Raw genomic sequence first — 18,901 nt, forward strand, 5'->3', positions numbered from 1 at the left:
ACACGCAAGGCGTTGGGCACCGGGTCGACAGTGCAAATCTAGTTCGACGCAAACGGGGCATCCGTACGGGGGCACACACACGCCGGCTTCGCCACTGCATCGCGCCGCGATTTGCCTGCCGGCGGCCTCCTGCCTACTACCTACCGAAGCATGAAGGCAGCTACACCCTAAGGCTACTGTCGGCGCCGTGCATGATGGTGCTAAATACAGGGCAGAGGCGTTGCGCCCAATCGCCAAGGGGGAGACATGTCCTGTCAGTTTCCAGAGGCCGCTGCGCCGCAGAGCCTGGTCATCGTGATCGTGGTGACTTCGCAAGAGCCCGCGGGATGGGAGGAATCCGTGGTACAGCGCCTGCAGGCCTCGGGCGCCAGTCGGATCATCGTGCGTGCGCCGGATGCAATGCGTATGCCTGGCAATTTCCGCGGTGCCTCCGACGGCGCGCATGCGCAGCAGGTGCCCGGGCCGGTGACGGCGATCGTCGACCTCACCGGCGAGCTCGATACGGGCTGGCGCGGCCACGCCGTCGAGGGCGTGTGGCGCCTGTGTGACGGGCGCGGGCTGCCACTGGGAGATCCGCACCACGGCCTGGAGACGCGCGCCAACGGCGCCGGCATCGTGCTGGAACTCGTGGCCTTGAAGGACTCGGCTGTGTTCCTGGTCGACACGGCCCGCGGCTATGCCGAGCCCTGCGAGAAAGTTCCGGTCGAACGCCTTGCCATCATGGGCGCATCGCTGCTAGACGGCGCGCTGCGCGAGATCCGTGCCCTTGGCGGCCTGGCAGGGCGCGCGGCATGGCAGGGTCGCCGCGTGCGCCCCACCGCAGGGCAGCGCCTGCTCTGGCGCACGCGTGCGCTCGCCAGTCATGCTGCAATCCAGCTCAAGGGGTTCCTGCTGGTCGAGCAATGGATGGTCGGGCTCGTCGATATGACGTTCACCGAGGCCGTGCGTGCGCAGCGGCTGCCGGTGCGCTGGCTCGGCACGCGCATGTCTTCGCATTGCTGGGCCGATCCCTTTGGCGTGCCGGGCAGGCCAGACGAGATCTATTGCGAGGAACTCGACCTGCGGCAGGGCCTCGGCCGCATCGTCAGGCTGAAGCTGGACGCGCACGACGTGCCGTCCTGCGCCGGGCCGGTCGATCTGGGTCTGCCCGGGCATCTGTCGTTTCCGTACCTGTTCCGCCACGACGGCGCGCTGTATTGCGTGGCCGAGTCTTCGCAGAGCCGGCGCTGCGTGCTGAACCGCCAGGACGAGGCTGGAGGCTGGCAGCAGGTCGCCGTGCTGCTGGAAGACGTCGCGGCGGTCGACCCGACCATCTTCGAGCATGACGGCCGCTTCTGGCTGCTCTACACGGATGTCGCGATGGGGCAGTTCGACAACGTCTGCCTGTGCTATGCCGACAACCTGCTCGGGCCATGGCAGCCGCACGCGCAGAACCCGGTCAGGTTCGACAACGGATCGGCGCGCGCAGCCGGCTCGGTCGTGCGCGATGCCGGCCAGCTGCTGCGGGTGGCGCAGGTATGCAAGAGCGGCTACGGGCAGGCCATCGCGGTCAACCGCATCGTGCATTGCACGCCGGAGTTCTATCGGGAAGAGACGGTGGGGGGCGTCAGCCCGACGGGCGATCGCCTCAACCCCGATGGCCTGCATACCATGTCAGACTGGGGCGACCGCATCGTGGTCGATGGCAAGCGCCACCTGTTCCACGCAGGGTTGCTCTGGCACAGGATCGTGACGCGTGCCGCCCGTGCCTTGCGCCTGCCGGCGCCTACTCGAACCCCATCTCGCGCAGCATCACGGCGTTGACCTTGTGCACGTCATACTTGGCCTCGGCGATCTGGCGGGAGCGCCGGCCCATGCGCACGACCCGTTCCCAGTCCTCGATCAGCTGCATCATCGCCTGCTCCAGCGCGCCGACGGACTTGACCGGCACCAGCACGCCGTTGTCGCCGTTGACCACGGTCTCGCGGCAGCCGGGGGCATCCGTGGTAATGACCGGGCGGCCCATTGCCATGGCTTCGAGCACGGAGCGCGGCGTGCCCTCGCCATACGAGGGCAGCACATAGACGTTGCAGCCTGCTATGGCGGGGCGGACGTCCGAAAGGCGCCCGAGGTAGTCGACAGTTCCGTCCGCGATCCACGCGTCCAGCTCATGCTGGGCGATGGCGTCGGGACTGGTGTCGATGAAGCCTGCCAGGCTGAAGCGGGCGCTGGCGCGACGCGTCCGGACCCGCCGCGCGGCCTCGGCATACTCGCGCACGCCCTTGTCCCCAAGCAGGCGGGCGATCAGCAGGAAGCGCGGACCGTCGTCGGGCAGGGGCGCGACCTGGAAGCTCGCGACGTCCACGCCAGAGCCATTGACGATGCACGAACGCTTGCCGGCCGGCAGGATCTCCAGCCGGCGGAACAGCGCCTCGTCGTCGGGGTTCTGGAAAAAGGTCGTATGCGCGCGGGTGAGCGCCAGCGCATAGAGCCGCTGTACCACTGCACGCAGCCTGCTTCTGCCGCTGTCCTCGCGGAACGCGTAGCCAAGCCCGGTGATCAGCGCGAAGCGGCGCGGCACGCGCGCCAGCCAGGCGGCCAGCAAGCCATAGATCACCGGCTTGATGGTGTAGCACATCACGCTGTCGGGACGGATCCGCCGCATCAGGCGATGCAGCGCGAGCAGCGAGCGCGCATCGGCCAGCGGGTTCATGCCGGTACGTTCGAGGGGGACGTCATGCACGATCACGCCGCGCGACTCCAGCGCGGTGCGCACGGGGGCTCCCGCGGGCAGGCCTGGCGCCGCCACATGCATTTCCACCCCCTTTTCCTGCAAGGCGGCGATGAGCGGGCCGCGAAACGTGAGCAGCGACTCGCCGAAGCTGGCGATCATCAGGAAGCGCATGCCGGTCTCCTGCTAAGCAACGGCCTCGCAGGCCTGTCTGGGGGAGGTTTGCTGCGGTGCGCGCTCGTGCGCCAGCCAGGCCTGGAACATGAGCACGCACCACAGCGGATGCTGCCAGTTGCGGCGCCCGGAAAGATGCTCGGCCCAACGGCTGCGGATCGGCTCCGGATTCAGGTAGCCCTCCTGGCGCAGACGCCGCTCGTCAAGGAGATCCTCGGCCCAGTCGCGCAACGGACCGCGCAGCCACGCGTCGATCGGGATGCCGAAGCCCATTTTCGGACGCTCGATCAGCGCTCTGGGCACATGGCGGTCGAGTACCTTGCGCAGCACCCATTTGGTTGTGTATCCGCTGGCTTCCTTGCGCAGCTTGTAGGCCAGCGGCAGGCGCCAGGCGAATTCGACCACGCGGTGATCCAGGAACGGTATGCGCGTCTCCAGGCTGTGACGCATCGCCGCGCGGTCTACCTTGGTCAGGATGTCGTCGGGCAGGTAGCCCAGCATGTCCAGCGCCATCATGCGCTCCACGTCGGTCAGTGCGCCGAGGGGCTGCGCGGCGCTGTCCAGCACCGTGGCCGGCTCCGTGCCGCCGATGACAAGCGCCTCGGGGTGGGGCCAGTGGGACACCATGCCGCGATACAGCTCGGCTGACGAGCGCGCGGCCATGACGCCCGCTCCTTTGTGGATCTTCTCGCCCAGATTGTTCCAGCGTGAAACGATGGGGAATGTGGCTGCGAGCCGGTTGATGCTGTGCGGGGAGAAGCGCGTCAGTCCCCATGCCGCGGCGGCGCGCATCGGGCAGGGGATGCGCGACAGCCGTTGCCACAGCTCGGCAGTGATCTGGTAACGGTTGTAGCCGCCGAACAGCTCATCGCCGGCGTCGCCCGACAGCGACACGGTGACGTGCCGCCGCGCCAGCTGGCTGACCAGCAGCGTCGGGATCTGCGAGGAGTCGGAGAACGGCTCGTCGTAGATCCTGGGCAATTCGGGGATGACCGCCATCGCATGTTCCGGCGTGACGTATAGCTCCGTATGGCTGGTGCCGAGATGCTGCGCGACTGCCTTGGCGTACGCGGCCTCGCTGTAGTCCGAGTTGTGGAAGCCGATGGAGAATGTGCGGATCGGCTGCGACGACTGGGCCTGCATCAGCGCCACCACCGTCGAGGAATCGACGCCACCTGACAGGAAGGCACCCAGCGGCACGTCCGCCATCATCTGGCGGCCCACCGCCTCGCGCAGTATCGTCTCCAGGCTGTCCACGGCCTCCTCGGGGGTGCCGGTGAACGGATGGCGCACACCATCGAGCGCCGCTGCGGCGCCCGACCAATAGGGGCGCAGCACGGGTTCAGGTGCCCCCAGCGAGACCGTCAGCAGATGCGCCGGCGGCAGCTTGGCGACGTTCTGGTAGATCGAATGGCTGCCGGCCACATTGTTGTGGCGCATATACAGGCACAGCGCGTCGCGGTTGATGCGGCCCTCGAACGCCGGGTGTGGCCGCAGCGCCTTGAGTTCCGACCCGAACAGGAAGGTACGGGCCTGGCCTGTCGCCTGCCAGCCGTAGTAGAGTGGCTTCTCCCCGAGCCGGTCCCGCGCCAGTGTCAGCGTGCCCGTCTGCCGGTCCCACAACGCGAACGCGAACATGCCCTGCGCACTCCGGACCGTGGCATCGGCGCCCCAGGCGTCGATGCCGGCAAGCAGCGTTTCGGTGTCGGAGTGGCCCCGCCATCGCGGCGCGGCCCCCGCACGCTCCAGCTCGGCGCGGATATCAAGGTGGTTGTAGATCTCGCCGTTGAACGCAATGACGTAGCGGCCGCTGGCTGCCGTCATCGGCTGATGCCCGGCCGCAGAAAGATCGACGATCGCCAGGCGGCGGTGGGCCAGGCCGAACGGCTGGTCCGGATCGCACCAGGTGTCGCCGTGGTCCGGTCCGCGATGGCGTATCTGGCTGGCCATCCTGGACAGCATGGCCGCCCGGTCCGCCAAAGGGGCGGGTAAGCCGCCGAGAAATCCTGCGAGTCCGCACATTGTCGTTTCCGGTTGCGCTCAGGCCTGCAGCGCCTGTTGCATCTGTACGTACCAACGTATCGCCTCGGCCAGCCCCTCGCGGATGCGGTGCGTGGGCTGGTATCCCAGCAGGCGCTGCGCCTTGCTGATGTCGGCCTGGCTGTGGCGCACGTCGCCCGCCCGGAAGGCGCGATAGACCGGCTCGGTATCGGCGGCAACGCCGTAGGTCAGCAGCCCGTCCCGAAGCAGCTCGAACAGCGTTGTCAGCGTGGTGCGGTCGCCGACCGCGACGTTGTAGACCTGCTTGTCCGCCTCGCGGTTTTCGCTGGTTGCGGCGAGCAGGTTGACCTGTACGGCGTTCGCGACGTAGCAGAAGTCGCGGCTGGTCTCACCGTCGCCGTTGATGCAGACGGCATCGCCCCGCAGCAGGGCAGCGATCCATTTCGGAATCACAGCCGCGTAGGCACCGTTCGGATCCTGGCGCGGCCCGAACACGTTGAAATAACGCAGCCCGACGGCATGCAAACCGTAGCACCGGTGGAAGACGTCGGCATACAGCTCGTTAGCGTACTTGGTGACCGCATAGGGGCTCAACGGCTTGCCGATCAGGTCTTCCACCTTCGGCAGGCCCGGATGGTCGCCGTAGGTGCTGCTGCTGGCCGCATAGACGAAAGTCTTGACCTGTGCGTCGCGGGCGGCCACCAGCATGTTCAGGAATCCGCTGATATTCACGCTGTGGGTCGAGACGGGATCCTCCAGGCTGCGAGGCACGGAACCGAGCGCAGCCTGGTGCAGCACGAGGTCCACCGGATGCAGGCCGGCGGCTGTGCCCTCGCGCGCGGGAGCACGAAACAGCATGGCGTCGCGGCATTGCTCGGGGTTGCGGATGTCCCCCTCGATGAACTGGAAGTTGGCCCACTGCCTGGGCGGCACCAGCGCCTCGACCTCGCAGAGATTGCGGCGGTGCCCGGTGGAGAAATTGTCCAGGCCGACCACGCGCTGGTCGAGCCGCAACAAGGTTTCAAGCAGGTTGCTGCCGATGAATCCGGCGACGCCGGTGATGAGCCACGTGCGCGGCGTGGCGGCCAGTCGGGCCTTGAGGTGCGCGTAGGCGTTGTCGTGCATGGGCTGTTGTTCCGTGGCGCGGGTTCGGGTGGGTTTCCGTGCATGACTACAGGCGTCCGTCAACCTCGCTCCTCGGCAGGATGCCCTTCACGTCGAACAGCACCGCGTGCGCCTTGCCAAAGGCCTTGATCGCCCGCACGCCCATGGTGACGAACTGATGGTGCGCGACGGCCAGCACGATGGCATCGTAGTGGTCGTGCCGCGGGAGCTCGCGCAGGCATGCCAGCCCGTACTCCTCCTCCGCGTCCTCGACATTGATCCAGGGATCGTAGACGTCGATCTCGACGTTGTAGCCGCGCAGCGTCGTCACGATGTCCACGGCCTTGGTGTTGCGCACGTCCGGGCAGTTCTCCTTGAACGTCAGGCCAAGCACCAGGACGCGGCTGCGGAGCACCGGAATGCCCCGGCGCAGCATCAGCTTCACCACTTCGTCGGCGACATGGATCGCCATGCGGTCGTTGATGCGCCGCCCGGCGAGAATGACCTGCGGATGGTAGCCGACCTCCTGCGCCTTGTGCGTGAGATAGTAGGGGTCGACCCCGATGCAGTGCCCGCCGACCAGGCCCGGACGGAACGGCAGGAAGTTCCACTTGGTGCCGGCGGCCTTGAGCACTTCGAGCGTGTCGATTTCCAGCTTGTGGAACAGCAGGCTGAGTTCGTTCATCAGCGCGATGTTCACGTCGCGCTGGGTGTTCTCGATGACTTTCGCGGCTTCCGCCACGCGGATGCTGCTCGCCCGGTGCGTGCCGGCAACGATGATCTTGCGATAGAGCGCGTCGATGGCCTCGCTGACCTCGGGTGTGCTGCCGCTGGTGATCTTGCGGATATCCGGCAGCCGGTGCTCCTTGTCGCCGGGGTTGATGCGTTCCGGGCTGTATCCGCAGAAGAAGTCGACATTGAATTTCAGGCCGCTGTGCCGTTCCAGGACCGGCACGCAGATTTCCTCGGTAGCGCCCGGGTACACGGTCGATTCGTAGATCACCACGGCGCCCGGCGCCATCGCCTTGGCCACGGTCTCGCTCGCCAGGATCAGCGGTGTCAGGTCGGGGCGCTTGGCCCGGTCCACCGGCGTGGGCACGGTCACGATAAAGACCTGGCAATCCTTCAGCGCGTCGGGATCGCTGCTGTAGCGCAGGTGGCGTGCGCTGCGCAACTCGTCCGCGCGGACCTCCAGCGTCGCGTCATGGCCGGAGCGCAGTTCTTCGATGCGCGCGGCATTGATATCGAAGCCCACGACCGGCTGCTGCTTGCCGAACTCCACCGCGAGCGGCAGGCCGACATAGCCCAGCCCAATGATGGCGACTTGTGCGTGACTGAAGTCCATGACAGTGATCTTCCGAGTTTTACGAGCCTGTCGGAGGGGGCATGGAAGGCCAGGCTCGTGAAAATTATCATGCGCAGGCAGCACGCCGTGCGTGGGGGTTCGTGTCTTGGCGTACACAAGCCCACACGCGTGCGGCAGTTGCAGCCCGCGTCATGCCACGCCGATTTCGTTTGTGCCGGTTTCCTTTGATATGCGGGACAGCAGGCGTTCCCAGCGCATGGCGATCTCGCCCGGCGCGAACTTGTGTACGTTCCGGCGGCCGGCGTCGGCCAGGCGGGCGGCAAGCTCGGGGCTGGCGATGACCGCCGCGATCTCGCGCGCCAGCGCGGCGGGATCGTCGACCGGACTGAGCCGGGCGTTTTCGCCGTGGGTGAGCAAGGCCCTCACGCCCGTCTCGCAGTTGGTGGCGACGATCGGCAGGCCATACGCCATTGCCTCCACCAGTACCAGCGAGAAGCCTTCATACCGGGAGCTGAGGCACAACATGGCAGCGTCCCGGTACACCGATTCGATATCGCTGCGCGCCGGTTCGAGGCGCACGCATTCCTGCAGGCCAAGCCGATCGCGCAACTGTGTCAGCGAGGCAAGCAATTCGCCGTTGCCCACGATCCGCAGCCGCCAGTCAGGAAAGGCATTGGCGATGGGCACCCACGCCTGCAGCAGCACATCGAAACCCTTGACGTCGGTCAGGCGCCCCACGGCGACGGCCGTACGGGACGTGCGTGCAGCGGGCTCGGGGGGGAGGGGGAACGTCAGCGAATTGGGGATGACTTCGACATTGCTGCAGCGCAGGTTGCGTACCCATTTCTCGCGGTCCAGCTCGGTCAGGACCACGATCCGCTGGCAAGTGCGTGCGCTCAGGCGGCGCGCAAGGCGGCGCACCGGCAGGCCCAGGTCCTGGTCGAGGTTGCAGTGCTCCCAGGCAATGCGGCGCACGCCGAGCCCCAAGCATGCCGGCAGCGTGAACAGCGTCAGCAGCGGGTCGACTTCCACCAGCAAGGTAATCCCATGCTGCCTGAGGTAGCGGCGAATGCCGGCGACGGTGTGCAGGAAGTGCGTGCGGAAGGAGGGGCGCTGGTCGAACAGCGCCGCATGCCGGACGGCGGGGTCGAGCGGGAAGCAGCTGCGTGAATCGCACAAGCTGAGGATGTGGATGCGGTGCCCGCGCATGGCCAGTTCGTTCGCCACCGTGGCGGTCATGCGCTCGGCGCCGCCGAATACGTTCAGCGTTCCGGTGAGAAAGCAGATCGCCGGCCCTTGCGCGGTGCCGGTTTCCCGCTGCCCGCCCGCATTAGTGGCAGCGCGCGGGCGCATCGGTGGCCTCCACTAGTGCCGGCGCGCTGGCGCTTGCGTACCTGCCATACAGACGCAGCCATTCGCGCGCGATGACCTCGATGTTGAACGCAGTCGCGATGTGCTGGTGCCGCGCTGCCTCGTCGGCAGCCTCTCCTCGCCCTTGCGAGACAGCGTCGCGAATTGCACGTGCCAGCGCCGGCGTATCTCCCCGCCGGACCAGCGTGCCGACACCGCGGATCATGGCGGGGACACCCGAGGCATCCGTGGCGACGACCGGGCAGCCGCTCGCCAGCGCCTCTCCCACGACCAGCGGCATCCCTTCGATCACCGATGACAGCACGAACAGGTCCGCCGCATTCAGCAGCGCTGGCACGTCCATTCGTTTGCCCAGCAGGAGCACGCGTCCGGTCAGCCCGTGCTGCTCGATGCGCCGCGCCAGTGCATCGCGCTGTGGGCCTTCGCCGGCGATCATCAGTAGGGTGTCGTCCCCGAGGGATGCCTGCGCGAAGGCATCGATCAGGTCGGTCTGCGCCTTGTCAGGTACCAGCCGGCCCACGTTGAGGATGAACCGGTCGTCCGGGCGCAGGCCGAGCTCGGCACGGGTGGTGGCGCGCCGATCGGCGCTGGGCCGGTAGCGCTTCATATCGAAGCCGTTGGGCACGTAGATGATGCGCGACGCGGGGGCCGCGCGCACGTCGATCATGCGCTGCCGGCCTTCGTCGCTGACCTGGGTGGTGAGATCGGCCCAGCGGTCGGTGATGCGATACGCCAGCATGCGCAACGCGCCACCCTCGAAGTAGTTGTGTGCCGTGCAGATCGTGGCGGGGACCGGGCACACGCGCGTCAGCAAGCGTGCAACCAGGTTGGCGTGAATCATGTGGGAATGGACGATGTCCGGGCGCCAGCGCAGCACGAACCGCCGGATTTGCATGAGCGCGGCCAGCAACGCCACCGGCGTCTTGCGTATATTCAGCATCAGGGTTTCGACGCCTTCCGGGAGCGGCAGCTCACAGCCCGGCATCAGGCTCACCACAGAGACCGCGTGTCCTCGCGACCGGTACTGCCGCGCGAGCGCGGCCACCTGCTGCTCCGCGCCGCCCAGTTGCAGGCAGGTGATGAGCAGCATGATTCGCATCGGTCGGATGTGTTTTCCGTGTTGGCTCTGATCCATCTTGGCTCCGGTGCCTGGTTCGTGCGGTCCCAGGTACGCTATCGCACCCGCAGGGCGGTATCCGTTCGGCGTCGAACGCAAGCCCGGAGCCGGCGCCAGGACGTCCGGCGAGGTTCTGTGGGAACAGGCACGTTTCGTAAGCATCAGGCGCTTGCGCCAGAGGATCTGGGTGCGGAGCGGTGCCTGGCCAGTCCGTTTGCCATGGTGGCGGTGGTGCAGCCAGCCGCGGCGGACAGGTTCAGCGTGGCGGCCAGGATGCAGGCCGCCGCCCGCTGTGCAGGCCCGCCGAACCTGCCGGATCACCGCCAGTGCGCGGTGGCATCGGGGACGCCAGGTTGGGTGCTGCGCCGGTGCGGGTGCAGGTCGCATACAGTTGCAACCAGGTGTTGGCGATGGCCTCGATGCTGAAAACGGAATCGATGTGCCGATGTCGTGCCGCTTCGTCCGCGGAGGCGCCACGTCCGCGCGAGAGCGCGTCGCGCATGGCCCGGGCCAGTGCGGCCGGATCCCCGCGCGGCACGACGGTGCCGGCGCCGCCCACCATCGCCGCTACGCCAGAGGCGTCCGTGGCCACGAGCGGGCAGCCGCACGCCAGCGCTTCGCCCACCACCAGCGGCATCCCTTCGATCCGTGACGACAGCACGAACAGATCCGCTGCGTTCAGCAGGGCCGGCACGTCCTGCCGCCTGCCCAGCAACCGCACCCGGCCGCCCAGGCCATGTCCGGCAATGCACTGCGCCAGCGTGTCGCGCAGCGGGCCGTCGCCGGCGATCATCAGCACCGTGCCGGGCGCGGGGGACAATTGCGCAAAAGCATCGATCAGGTCCATCTGCGCCTTTTCCCATACGAGCCGGCCCACGTTGAGGACGAGTTGCTCGTCGCCGCGCAGGCCGAGCGCGGCCCGCGCGACGGACCGCGCCTGCGCGTCCGGGCGGTAGCGGGCCGTATCGATGCCGTTGGGGACGACGATGATCCGCTGTTCGGGCGCCGCGCGGGACTCGATCATGACGTGGCGGCCTTCGGCGCTGACGTGGGTGGTGAGATCGGTCCAGCGATCGGTGAGGCGGTAGGCCAGCATGCGCAGCGCACCGCCCTCGAAGAAGCTGTGCGCCGTGCAGATCGTGGCCGGGACCGGGCACAGGCGCGTCAGCATGCGGGCGAACAGGTTGGCGTGAATCATGTGGGCGTGGACGACGTCCGGGCGCCACTGCAGCACGAACCGGCGCACCCGGGTGAGCGCGGCCAGTAGTGACACTGGCGTCTTGCGCATCGCCAGCATCACGGTTTGGACGCCTTCCGGCAGCGCCACGTCGCTGCCAGGCAGCAGGCTGACCACCGATACCTGGTGTCCCAGCGCCACGTACTGGCGCGCGAGCGCAGCCACTTGCTGTTCCGCGCCGCCCAGCTGCAGGCAGGTGACGAGCAGCAGGATCCGCATCGGCCCGCTGTGCTTCCCGTGTTGGCGCTGATCCATCTTGTCTCCGGTGGCATGACGTGGCGCCACGCACCCTATCGCACCGGCAGGCCGGCATCTGTTCGGTGCCGAACGCAGGCGGATGACCGGCGGAGCATTGTGGTGCAAGCCACGTTCCGACGGTCCTGGGTGCTTCACAGGGGCGGACGAATCCGATTAGATAACTCCTCGAAACAGTTCAGAAGGTGGGAAAGGATCATGAAGCGTGTTCTTGATGTCGTCCTCGCGTCTCTGGCGCTGTTGGTGCTGGCGCTCCCTCTTCTGATCGTGATGGGCCTGGTTCGCTGGAAGCTTGGCAGCCCCGTCTTCTTCCGGCAGACGCGGGCCGGTCTCGATGGCAAGCCCTTCGAAGTCATCAAGTTCCGCACCATGACGGACGAGCGCGGAGCCGATGGCGAGCTGCTGCCTGACGCGGAACGCATCACGCCGTTCGGCTGGGTGATCCGGCGCACCAGCATCGACGAGCTGCCTGAGCTCTGGTGCGTGCTGAAGGGAGAGATGAGCCTGGTCGGGCCGCGCCCGCTGCCTACGTTCTACCTGCCGCTCTACTCGGCGGAACAGGCGCGGCGGCTGGCTGTCAAGCCGGGCATCACGGGTTGGGCCCAGGTCAACGGGCGCAATTCACTGAGTTGGGAGGAGAAGTTCCGTCTGGACGTCTGGTACGTGGATCACCAGTCGTTCTGGCTGGATCTCAGAATCCTGTGGCACACGATCGGCACGGTGCTTGCCAAGGAGGACATCAGCGCTGAAGGCGAAGTCTCGGCGACCCGCTTCTGCGGGAGCGAGAAGACGCCATAGGCACCGTGGCCCGCACCGCAAACCTTGGAAACTGGCAATGCTCAATACCGGATTCTCACCCTGGCCGAGCTTCAGCCAGGAAGAGGCGCATGCAGTGCAGCGCGTGCTGCTCTCGAACCGTGTCAACTACTGGACCGGCACCGAGTGCCGCGACTTCGAAAAGGAGTTCGCGGCCTGGTGCGGCGCCGGGCACGCCATCACCCTGGCAAATGGCACGCTGGCGCTTGATGTGGCGCTGCGCGCGCTGGATATCGGGCCGGGCGACGAGGTGGTTGTCGCGCCCCGGACCTTCCTGGCCAGCGTTTCCTGCGTGGTCAACGCGGGGGCGACGCCGGTGTTCGCGGACGTCGATGCTTACAGCGGCAACCTCAGCGCCCGAACCATTGCCGCCGTGCTGACCCCGCGCACGCGCGCCGTCATCTGCGTGCACCTGGCGGGCTTGCCATGTGACATGGATCCCATCATGGCGCTGGCACGCGAGCACGGGCTCAAGGTGATAGAAGATTGCGCACAGGCGCACGGGGCCGTCTACAAGGGACGCATGGTTGGCACCATCGGCCATGTCGGGGCCTGGTCCTTCTGCCAGGACAAGATCATGACCACGGGGGGCGAGGGAGGCATGGTCACCACCAACGATCCCGTGCTGTGGTCGCGCATGTGGTCGTACAAGGATCACGGCAAGAGCTGGGAGGCCATGTATGACCGCGTGCATCCGCCGGGCTTCCGCTGGGTGCACGACTCCTTCGGCACGAACTGGCGCATGACCGAGATGCAGGCCGCGATCGGGCGGATCCAGCTGCGGCGCATGGCGGACTGGCACGCCCGGCGTACCGCCAACGCGATGGCACTGGCAGACACGCTCGGAGGCTGCGACGCCCTGCACGTGCCGTTGCCGCCTGCCGGCGTGCAGCATGCCTGGTACAAGCTCCATGCATTCGTGCAGCCGAAGCGCCTCGCCGAGGGCTGGAGCCGCGACAGCATCATGGCTGCCATCAACGCAGCAGGGGTGCCCTGCTATACGGGCGGCTGTGCCGAGGTTTACCTGGAAAAGGCCTTCGACGGAACCGGATTGCGCCCGGCCGCACGCTTGCCGGTTGCGCGGGCGCTGGGCGAGACCAGCCTGATGTTCCTCGTGCATCCCACGCTGACGCACGAGGAGGTGCACAAGACCGGGGAGGTGGTGCTTGGCGTGATGGAGCAGGCGACGCGCGCGGCGGCTTGATGACGAATTTCCTGTGGAACCACTACCTCTATTTTGGCGAGAGCCGTGTGGCATTGCCGCTGGCGGTCTGGATCGCAGTCTGCTTGATCGTGGCCGGCCAGGGGTGGCGCGCGTTGCGCTGGACGGTATCGTTCGGCCTCGGCGCCGCGCTGCTGATGGCGGCCAAGTCCGCGTTCAGCTACACCGGCTGGTCCCTCCCGTCGATCGGCGTCTACAGCCTCAGCGGGCATGCGATGCTGACAGCCGCGGTGTATCCCGTGCTGCTGATTTTGCTGGGCTCCGTGCTGGGCAGGTACACGGCATGGCTCGGGCTGGCGACGGGGGTGGGGCTGGCGCTGTTCATGCCGGTGGTGCTGGTGACGGATTTCCACCATACGGTCGGCGAGTCGCTGATCGGGCTGTGTGTCGGCTTTGCGGTGGCCGGCATGACGCTGTGGCGCTGGCAGCCGGTCGGGCTCGTCCACGTTGGCGCGACCGTGGCAATGCTGCTGCCCCTGGCGCTGCTGTTCGATCCGCGCGACGCCGTCGAAGACATGCAGGACGCGTTGCACAGCCGCGCCATGAAGTGGACCGGTGCGACCGGCGAATACTGGCGCAGTATCGACCCGGATCCTGCAACGGGGAGGCGGGTCGTTTCCGTGGGGTTTTTCAGGGGGGAGGCGTATGAGGCCGGCTCTGCCATGGGCGTCGGCCCTCCCGGTACCGTCCGCGACAGGCGGGATAGCCATGTCCTCAGACCGGGATCGCGCGGGCCCGCGTCACTGCGCATGCGGCACGTAACCAGGTCATGCGCTGCGTGCTGAGGGGCACATCGGGTAGCCACATGGCCTTCGCACGGAATTCTCATCGAGCACGCGGGATGACACCCATGAAACCTGCCTCGGAATTCGGCTCATTCTTTCATCTCGATCCTGCGGCCCCCTTGGGCGGAGAGCCCTGGTTGCGCCCGGGCGACCTTTTGACCGGCACCGGGCGCGATGCGCTGCGCGCGATTGTGGCGCAGGGGCGCTCACGCGGCTGGCGGCGGCTCTGCGCGCCCAGCTACTACTGTCATGCGGTACTGGACGACCTCGCCAGCGACATCGACGTCCGCCTGTATCCGCACGCTCCGTTCGGCGGCCCCACGCCGCTGTTCCTGGCGCCGGACGAAGCGGCCATCGTTCCCGAATACTTCGGCCTGCGGGCCGAAGTTGAAGTGCAGGGCGGCAGCGTCCTGCTCGACCGCTCGCACGATCTGCTCGCCGACTGGTCATATGCCCGAGCGCCGGATTATGTGTTCGCGTCGCTGCGCAAGACATTGCCCGTGCCCGACGGGGGACTGGTGCGGCCGCCGGCCGGGCAGCCGTTCACCCACGCCCTTGCGCCTACCCCGGGGCATGTGCGCGCCGCCGCCAGCGTGGCCGCCGCCATGTCGATGAAGGCAGCCTACCTGGCAGGCGCGCAAGTCGCCAAGGCGGCCTTCCTGGCACTTGCCGGCGAAGGAGAGGCCAACCTGCGCAGCGATGCCGAGATCTCCGGGCCATCGGCGCTCACGCGCGTGCTGGCACCGGCGCTTGATCTCGGCCGGATGCGGCAGCGGCGACGCGATAACCTGGCGCTGCTGGGCGGCTGCATGGCCGGCCTGCCCGCCGGCATGCAATGGCAGGAAACGCCGGCCTACGGCATCCTGCTGTGCGCCGACGCGCCACAGCGCGACCGCATCCGGCAGCGGCTGATCGGGACCAATGTCTACCCGGCGGTCCTGTGGCCCATGACCTGGCCCGGCGCCCCCGATGACAACCGCCGGCTGTCCGAGCGCATCCTGGCCGTGCATGCCGACTATCGCTATGGCCCGCGCGACATCGAGCGCCTTGGCGAGATCATCCTGCGCATTGCCGCCAATCCCGATACTTCTGACGAGGATCGATGATGATGAAGACCAATCTGCTGGAGACTTCCAGCGCCGAATGGCTCGCGGTGCTCCAGCGTTGCCAGCATGACAGCCATCACATGCCGGGATGGCTGCGTGCGGCGCAGCATGAAGGCGGCGGCAAGCCGTTTGCCGTTCACGTCACGGACGGTAGCCACGAGCTGTTCGTGCCGCTGTTGAACCGGGACATCAACGGCAAGGACTGGGATGCGAGCTCACCCTATGGGTTTGCCGGCCCGCTCGTCAGCGACGACGCTCCGGGGTCGTTCGTTGACGACGCAATGACGGCGGCCATGGAGCTGCTGCGCGGGCAGGGCTGTGTCTCGTGCTTCATCCGGCTGAATCCGATCGTCAATGCGCAATGGAGCAGTTCCATCGGCACGCTGATCGAGCATGGCCTGACGATCTCGATCGACCTGTCCAAGAGCGAGGCCGAGCACTGGCGGGACACCTCGCACGGGCACAGGCTGGAGATTTCCAAGGCAATGCGGGCTGGGGTCACGGTCCGGATGGACGAGACGTTGGAAACGCTGCCGCATTTCATCCGTCTGTACAATGCGTCGATGGACAGGCTGCGTGCCTCCGATTACTACTTTTTCGACGACGCCTACCACTACAGCCTGGCTCGGGAACTCGGCGACCGGCTGCGGCTGTTTGTGGCAGAGGAGGAGGGAGTGATCATCGGCGGCGCGACGGTCACGGTGTCCGGGGCCGGCGGCATCCTGCAGGGCCACCTGATGGGCATTGACGCTCGATACCGGCACCGGCAGCCAAGCAAGATCATGCTGCACGCCATCCGGCAGTGGGGACGGGAGCAGGGGCACCGGTACTACCACCTCGGTGGAGGCCTCGGCGGATCGGCAGAGGATTCGCTGTTCCGCTTCAAGCGCGGGTTTTCGCCGGACACCCATGTATTCTGCACGCAGCGCGTGGTGGTGGATCCCGACAGGTACCAGGCACTGTGCGGCGGCACCCCCTCGGTGCTGGAGGACTTGAGCGGGTTCTTCCCGGCTTATCGCCGGTAAGCGTGCAGGTGTGAGAAGCGAAGGCCGCCCTTTGACGCGGCCTTTTTCTTGTGGTGCGCCCGGCAGGGCGCACTCACTTGGGGGTAAAGTCGCGCAGAACCCGGTGGCCTGATTGCGAGCTTGCCCGAGCCCAGGAGCCGCGCCGGTTCTACTTCGCTGCTGGTTCGGGCTGGCTGCCCGCCGGATACGCGACCCGGCGCAGCGCGACCGGCCGCGGCCCGAGCTGCCGCGGCGCCCTGGTGTCGTCCTGCACATCGTGGCTCCCCTGGCTCCCCTGGCTGCCCTGACTGCTGTCCGAAGGCGCGGCCTGTTCCGGCTTGTGGGAGGATTCGCCAAGCGAGGTGTACGGAGCGTATTCCGGCACGATCGACTGCACCATCGTCTGGATCCTCAGCTCGTCGCGGGAGTCGCAGGCCGCGTAGAGATGGGTCAGCTTTTCCCGCAGTTCCGCTTCCTCCAGGCGCGGCTCCTGCGAGCACATGATGCGTTCATGCTCGCTCGGCGTGACATTCCCGCCGATCAGCAGCTCTTCGTAAAGCTTTTCTCCCGGGCGCAGGCCGACGAACGAGATCTCGATGTCCCCGTTCGGGTTCTTGCGGCTGCGTTCCACCAGCCCCGCCATCTCGATCATCGTCCGGGCCAGGTCCACGATTCGCACCGGCTGCCCCATGTCCAGAACAAACACCTCGCCGCCGCGCGCCATTGCGCCGGCCTGGATCACCAGTTGCGAGGCCTCGGGAATCAGCATGAAGAAGCGGATGACATCCGGGTGGGTGATCGTGATCGGCCCGCCCGCTTCGATCTGGCTGCGGAACAGCGGAACCACCGAGCCGGAAGACCCGAGCACGTTGCCGAAGCGGACCATCGAGTAGACCGTGCGGGTACCGGGCCTGGCCGCGGCGGCCTGGAAGATCAGCTCCGCGATGCGCTTGCTCGCGCCCATCACGTTGGTGGGCCGAACGGCCTTGTCGGTCGAGATCAGGACGCAGGTCTGCACGCCGAAGCGATCGGCCATGTTGGCGATGGTGAGCGAGCCCAGCACGTTGTTGCGAATGCCTTCGGGCATGTTGTCCTCGACCAGCGGAACGTGCTTGTACGCCGCGGCGTGGTAGATCGTATCGACCTGCTGGCCCTGCATCGCTGCGGCCACCGCGTTGGCGTCGCACACCGAGCCGATGCGGGCCATCAGCGGCACCCCGGGGAAGGTCCGGCGCAGGTCCTGCTCGATCATGTACAGCGCCCACTCGGAATGGTCGAGCAGGATGAGCTTGCGCGGCTGCTGCGAGGCGACCTGGCGGCACAGCTCACTGCCGATGGAACCGCCTGCGCCAGTCACCATGACGACCTTGCACTGCGTGCACTTGGCGAACAGCGCCTCACGCGGCGGCACGGGAGGCCGCCCGAGCAGGTCCTCGAGCTTGACTTCACGGATCGACTGCATGGTGATCTTGCGGTCTACCAGTTCCAGCAGCGTAGGCAGGGTGCGCACGCTCACCGCGCACCGGTGCAGCTTGTCCAGGATCCGCTTGCGCTGATCTGGCGACAGGGATGGCACCGCCAGCACGACTTCGTCGATGCCCAGCCGCTGCAGCTCCGTCCTCAGGCGCGAGGTATGGAGCACCGGCAAATCGGCGAACGTGTGGTTGTCGAGCGAGCGGTCGTCGTCGAAGAAGCAGACGGCCTCGTGGTCGACGCTGGCGCGCATGGCATTGGCAAGCTGGAAACCGGCCTCGCCTGCGCCGTAGATGCCCACGCGCCGGGTTGGTCGGCTGCGCGCGTTGCGCCACAACGCAGTGCGCCGCAGCATGGCACGGATCAGGAAGCGCGAGATCACAACGTAGGCGAACGCGATGAACCAGTAGATCAGAAGGCCGGCGCGCGGCAGCCGGCTGTCGTTCATCAGCCAGGACACGCCGTAGGTCAGCCCGACCAGGGCGGCCATGCTGAGGCCGGCGACCCACAGCACCTTCAGGTCGATGTACCGGAGCACGGTCCGGTACAGGCCGCTGAACGAGAACACGGGGATCGTGCACGCCGCGATGAACAACGGCGGCAGCACGCCATACTGCACGATCAGCTCCTGGTTGCCGGAGCGCAGCAGCAGGGCCAGCATGAAGCACAGCGGCAGGGCCAGCAGATCGACTGTCATCATCATCAGGATCTTCTGCCGACGCGACAGGGATACCGGGCTCAGGGAGCGCAGGCTTGTCATGTGCGGGCTCCCTGCATCGTCGTCCTGGCCTGTCCGGCCCGCGGGGACGGCTTCGCTGCCGCCATCGTCATTGCTGCCCGCACGCCCCACAGCCTGCAGGGGGCGGGAACCTCTTGATGCTTCCATATCGGTGTGTCCATGGCACGGCTCATCTGCTGTCCGGCAGGCGTGGCGGCAACGGGCGACGCCCAACCATGCCGCGGGTTGCCGCCGCGGCATGCGGCACTTTGTGCCGGTGTGATTTCCTTTCCTCGAAAGCTATCGTGTCTGCACGGGGTGCCGCAATTAGGCTACGTGCGCTGCCGAACGTGGTTTAGGCGAAGGCCAGATGGCGAGGCCGGTTGCGCAGAAACGGGTACGCACGCCGGGCTCCGGGGCGCCGGTTTCGTGGCGCTGCAGGCAAGGCAATGCGGGAACATCGGGCGCCAGGAGGGCGCAGATGGCGGGTCGGGTACGGGCG

The 18,901-nt window shown here is 67.2% G+C and carries 14 protein-coding genes; 6 read left to right on the plus strand and 8 right to left on the minus strand.

What is annotated here, in order from left to right; genetic code table 11:
* Positions 1-246: 246 nt before the first annotated feature.
* Positions 247-1,803, plus strand: coding sequence for a hypothetical protein (locus K307_RS19185; RefSeq protein ID WP_230625764.1), 1,557 nt, complete (start codon positions 247-249; stop codon positions 1,801-1,803).
* Here K307_RS19185 and K307_RS19190 read toward each other — a convergent pair.
* From K307_RS19190 to K307_RS19220, 7 genes are all read right to left on the minus strand, one after another.
* Positions 1,766-2,884 carry a glycosyltransferase family 4 protein gene (locus K307_RS19190; RefSeq protein ID WP_042880473.1) on the minus strand — a complete coding sequence of 373 codons (1,119 nt, stop codon included), beginning with the start codon at positions 2,882-2,884 and terminating at the stop codon, positions 1,766-1,768. The two genes, K307_RS19185 and K307_RS19190, sit on opposite strands and share 38 nt — an antisense overlap.
* Positions 2,885-2,896: 12 nt before the next feature.
* Complete coding sequence (asnB, locus tag K307_RS19195; RefSeq protein WP_042880475.1) at positions 2,897-4,906, minus strand: asparagine synthase (glutamine-hydrolyzing); 2,010 nt, start codon at positions 4,904-4,906, stop codon at positions 2,897-2,899.
* Between the two features lie 18 nt (positions 4,907-4,924).
* Positions 4,925-6,010 carry an SDR family oxidoreductase gene (locus K307_RS19200; RefSeq protein ID WP_042880477.1) on the minus strand — a complete coding sequence of 362 codons (1,086 nt, stop codon included), beginning with the start codon at positions 6,008-6,010 and terminating at the stop codon, positions 4,925-4,927.
* Between the two features lie 46 nt (positions 6,011-6,056).
* Positions 6,057-7,334, minus strand: a complete 1,278-nt coding sequence (gene tviB / locus K307_RS19205) for a Vi polysaccharide biosynthesis UDP-N-acetylglucosamine C-6 dehydrogenase TviB (RefSeq protein WP_042880478.1) — start codon at positions 7,332-7,334, stop codon at positions 6,057-6,059.
* 150 nt (positions 7,335-7,484) lie between these two features.
* A complete protein-coding gene (locus tag K307_RS19210) occupies positions 7,485-8,648 on the minus strand; it encodes a glycosyltransferase family 4 protein (RefSeq protein WP_080745066.1) in 1,164 nt (387 codons plus the stop codon).
* A complete protein-coding gene (locus K307_RS19215) occupies positions 8,626-9,765 on the minus strand; it encodes a glycosyltransferase (RefSeq protein WP_042880481.1) in 1,140 nt (379 codons plus the stop codon). The genes K307_RS19210 and K307_RS19215 overlap by 23 nt, the downstream gene beginning before the upstream one ends.
* Positions 9,766-10,039: 274 nt before the next feature.
* Positions 10,040-11,275 carry a glycosyltransferase gene (locus K307_RS19220; protein WP_230625766.1) on the minus strand — a complete coding sequence of 412 codons (1,236 nt, stop codon included), beginning with the start codon at positions 11,273-11,275 and terminating at the stop codon, positions 10,040-10,042.
* A 198-nt stretch (positions 11,276-11,473) separates the two neighbouring features.
* Here K307_RS19220 and K307_RS19225 point away from each other — a divergent pair, with 198 nt between their 5' ends.
* The 5 genes from K307_RS19225 (at position 11,474) to K307_RS19245 (ending at position 16,229) form a co-directional block, all read left to right on the plus strand.
* Positions 11,474-12,073 (plus strand): sugar transferase, encoded by a 600-nt coding sequence (locus tag K307_RS19225; protein WP_042880482.1) that lies wholly within the window; start codon positions 11,474-11,476, stop codon positions 12,071-12,073.
* A gap of 37 nt (positions 12,074-12,110) precedes the next feature.
* Positions 12,111-13,295 (plus strand): DegT/DnrJ/EryC1/StrS family aminotransferase, encoded by a 1,185-nt coding sequence (locus K307_RS19230; RefSeq protein ID WP_042880483.1) that lies wholly within the window; start codon positions 12,111-12,113, stop codon positions 13,293-13,295.
* A complete protein-coding gene (locus K307_RS19235; RefSeq protein WP_230625767.1) occupies positions 13,295-14,098 on the plus strand; it encodes a phosphatase in 804 nt (267 codons plus the stop codon). The genes K307_RS19230 and K307_RS19235 overlap by 1 nt, the downstream gene beginning before the upstream one ends.
* Before the next feature lie 65 nt (positions 14,099-14,163).
* The gene (locus K307_RS19240) at positions 14,164-15,204 is read left to right on the plus strand and encodes a hypothetical protein (protein ID WP_042880485.1); all 1,041 of its coding nucleotides are present in this window, start codon (positions 14,164-14,166) and stop codon (positions 15,202-15,204) included.
* On the plus strand, positions 15,201-16,229 hold the full coding sequence (locus K307_RS19245; protein ID WP_230625769.1) for a GNAT family N-acetyltransferase: 1,029 nt from the start codon (positions 15,201-15,203) through the stop codon (positions 16,227-16,229). Before K307_RS19240 ends, K307_RS19245 begins: the two co-directional genes overlap by 4 nt.
* 148 nt (positions 16,230-16,377) lie before the next feature.
* Here K307_RS19245 and K307_RS19250 read toward each other — a convergent pair whose 3' ends face one another.
* Positions 16,378-18,441 (minus strand): polysaccharide biosynthesis protein, encoded by a 2,064-nt coding sequence (locus tag K307_RS19250; protein WP_230625771.1) that lies wholly within the window; start codon positions 18,439-18,441, stop codon positions 16,378-16,380.
* Between the last annotated feature and the right edge of the window lie 460 nt (positions 18,442-18,901).

The sequence above is a fragment of the Cupriavidus necator A5-1 genome (assembly GCF_000744095.1).
Taxonomy (GTDB): domain Bacteria; phylum Pseudomonadota; class Gammaproteobacteria; order Burkholderiales; family Burkholderiaceae; genus Cupriavidus; species Cupriavidus necator_A.

Coding starts and splice junctions, on each gene's coding strand:
- K307_RS19185 (WP_230625764.1), top strand. CDS start 247: ATGTCCTGTCAGTTTCCAGAGGCCGCTGCGCCGCAGAGCCTGGTCATC.
- K307_RS19190 (WP_042880473.1), bottom strand. CDS start 2,884: ATGCGCTTCCTGATGATCGCCAGCTTCGGCGAGTCGCTGCTCACGTTT.
- asnB (WP_042880475.1), bottom strand. CDS start 4,906: ATGTGCGGACTCGCAGGATTTCTCGGCGGCTTACCCGCCCCTTTGGCG.
- K307_RS19200 (WP_042880477.1), bottom strand. CDS start 6,010: ATGCACGACAACGCCTACGCGCACCTCAAGGCCCGACTGGCCGCCACG.
- tviB (WP_042880478.1), bottom strand. CDS start 7,334: ATGGACTTCAGTCACGCACAAGTCGCCATCATTGGGCTGGGCTATGTC.
- K307_RS19210 (WP_080745066.1), bottom strand. CDS start 8,648: ATGCGCCCGCGCGCTGCCACTAATGCGGGCGGGCAGCGGGAAACCGGC.
- K307_RS19215 (WP_042880481.1), bottom strand. CDS start 9,765: ATGCGAATCATGCTGCTCATCACCTGCCTGCAACTGGGCGGCGCGGAG.
- K307_RS19220 (WP_230625766.1), bottom strand. CDS start 11,275: ATGGATCAGCGCCAACACGGGAAGCACAGCGGGCCGATGCGGATCCTG.
- K307_RS19225 (WP_042880482.1), top strand. CDS start 11,474: ATGAAGCGTGTTCTTGATGTCGTCCTCGCGTCTCTGGCGCTGTTGGTG.
- K307_RS19230 (WP_042880483.1), top strand. CDS start 12,111: ATGCTCAATACCGGATTCTCACCCTGGCCGAGCTTCAGCCAGGAAGAG.
- K307_RS19235 (WP_230625767.1), top strand. CDS start 13,295: ATGACGAATTTCCTGTGGAACCACTACCTCTATTTTGGCGAGAGCCGT.
- K307_RS19240 (WP_042880485.1), top strand. CDS start 14,164: ATGAAACCTGCCTCGGAATTCGGCTCATTCTTTCATCTCGATCCTGCG.
- K307_RS19245 (WP_230625769.1), top strand. CDS start 15,201: ATGATGATGAAGACCAATCTGCTGGAGACTTCCAGCGCCGAATGGCTC.
- K307_RS19250 (WP_230625771.1), bottom strand. CDS start 18,441: ATGACAAGCCTGCGCTCCCTGAGCCCGGTATCCCTGTCGCGTCGGCAG.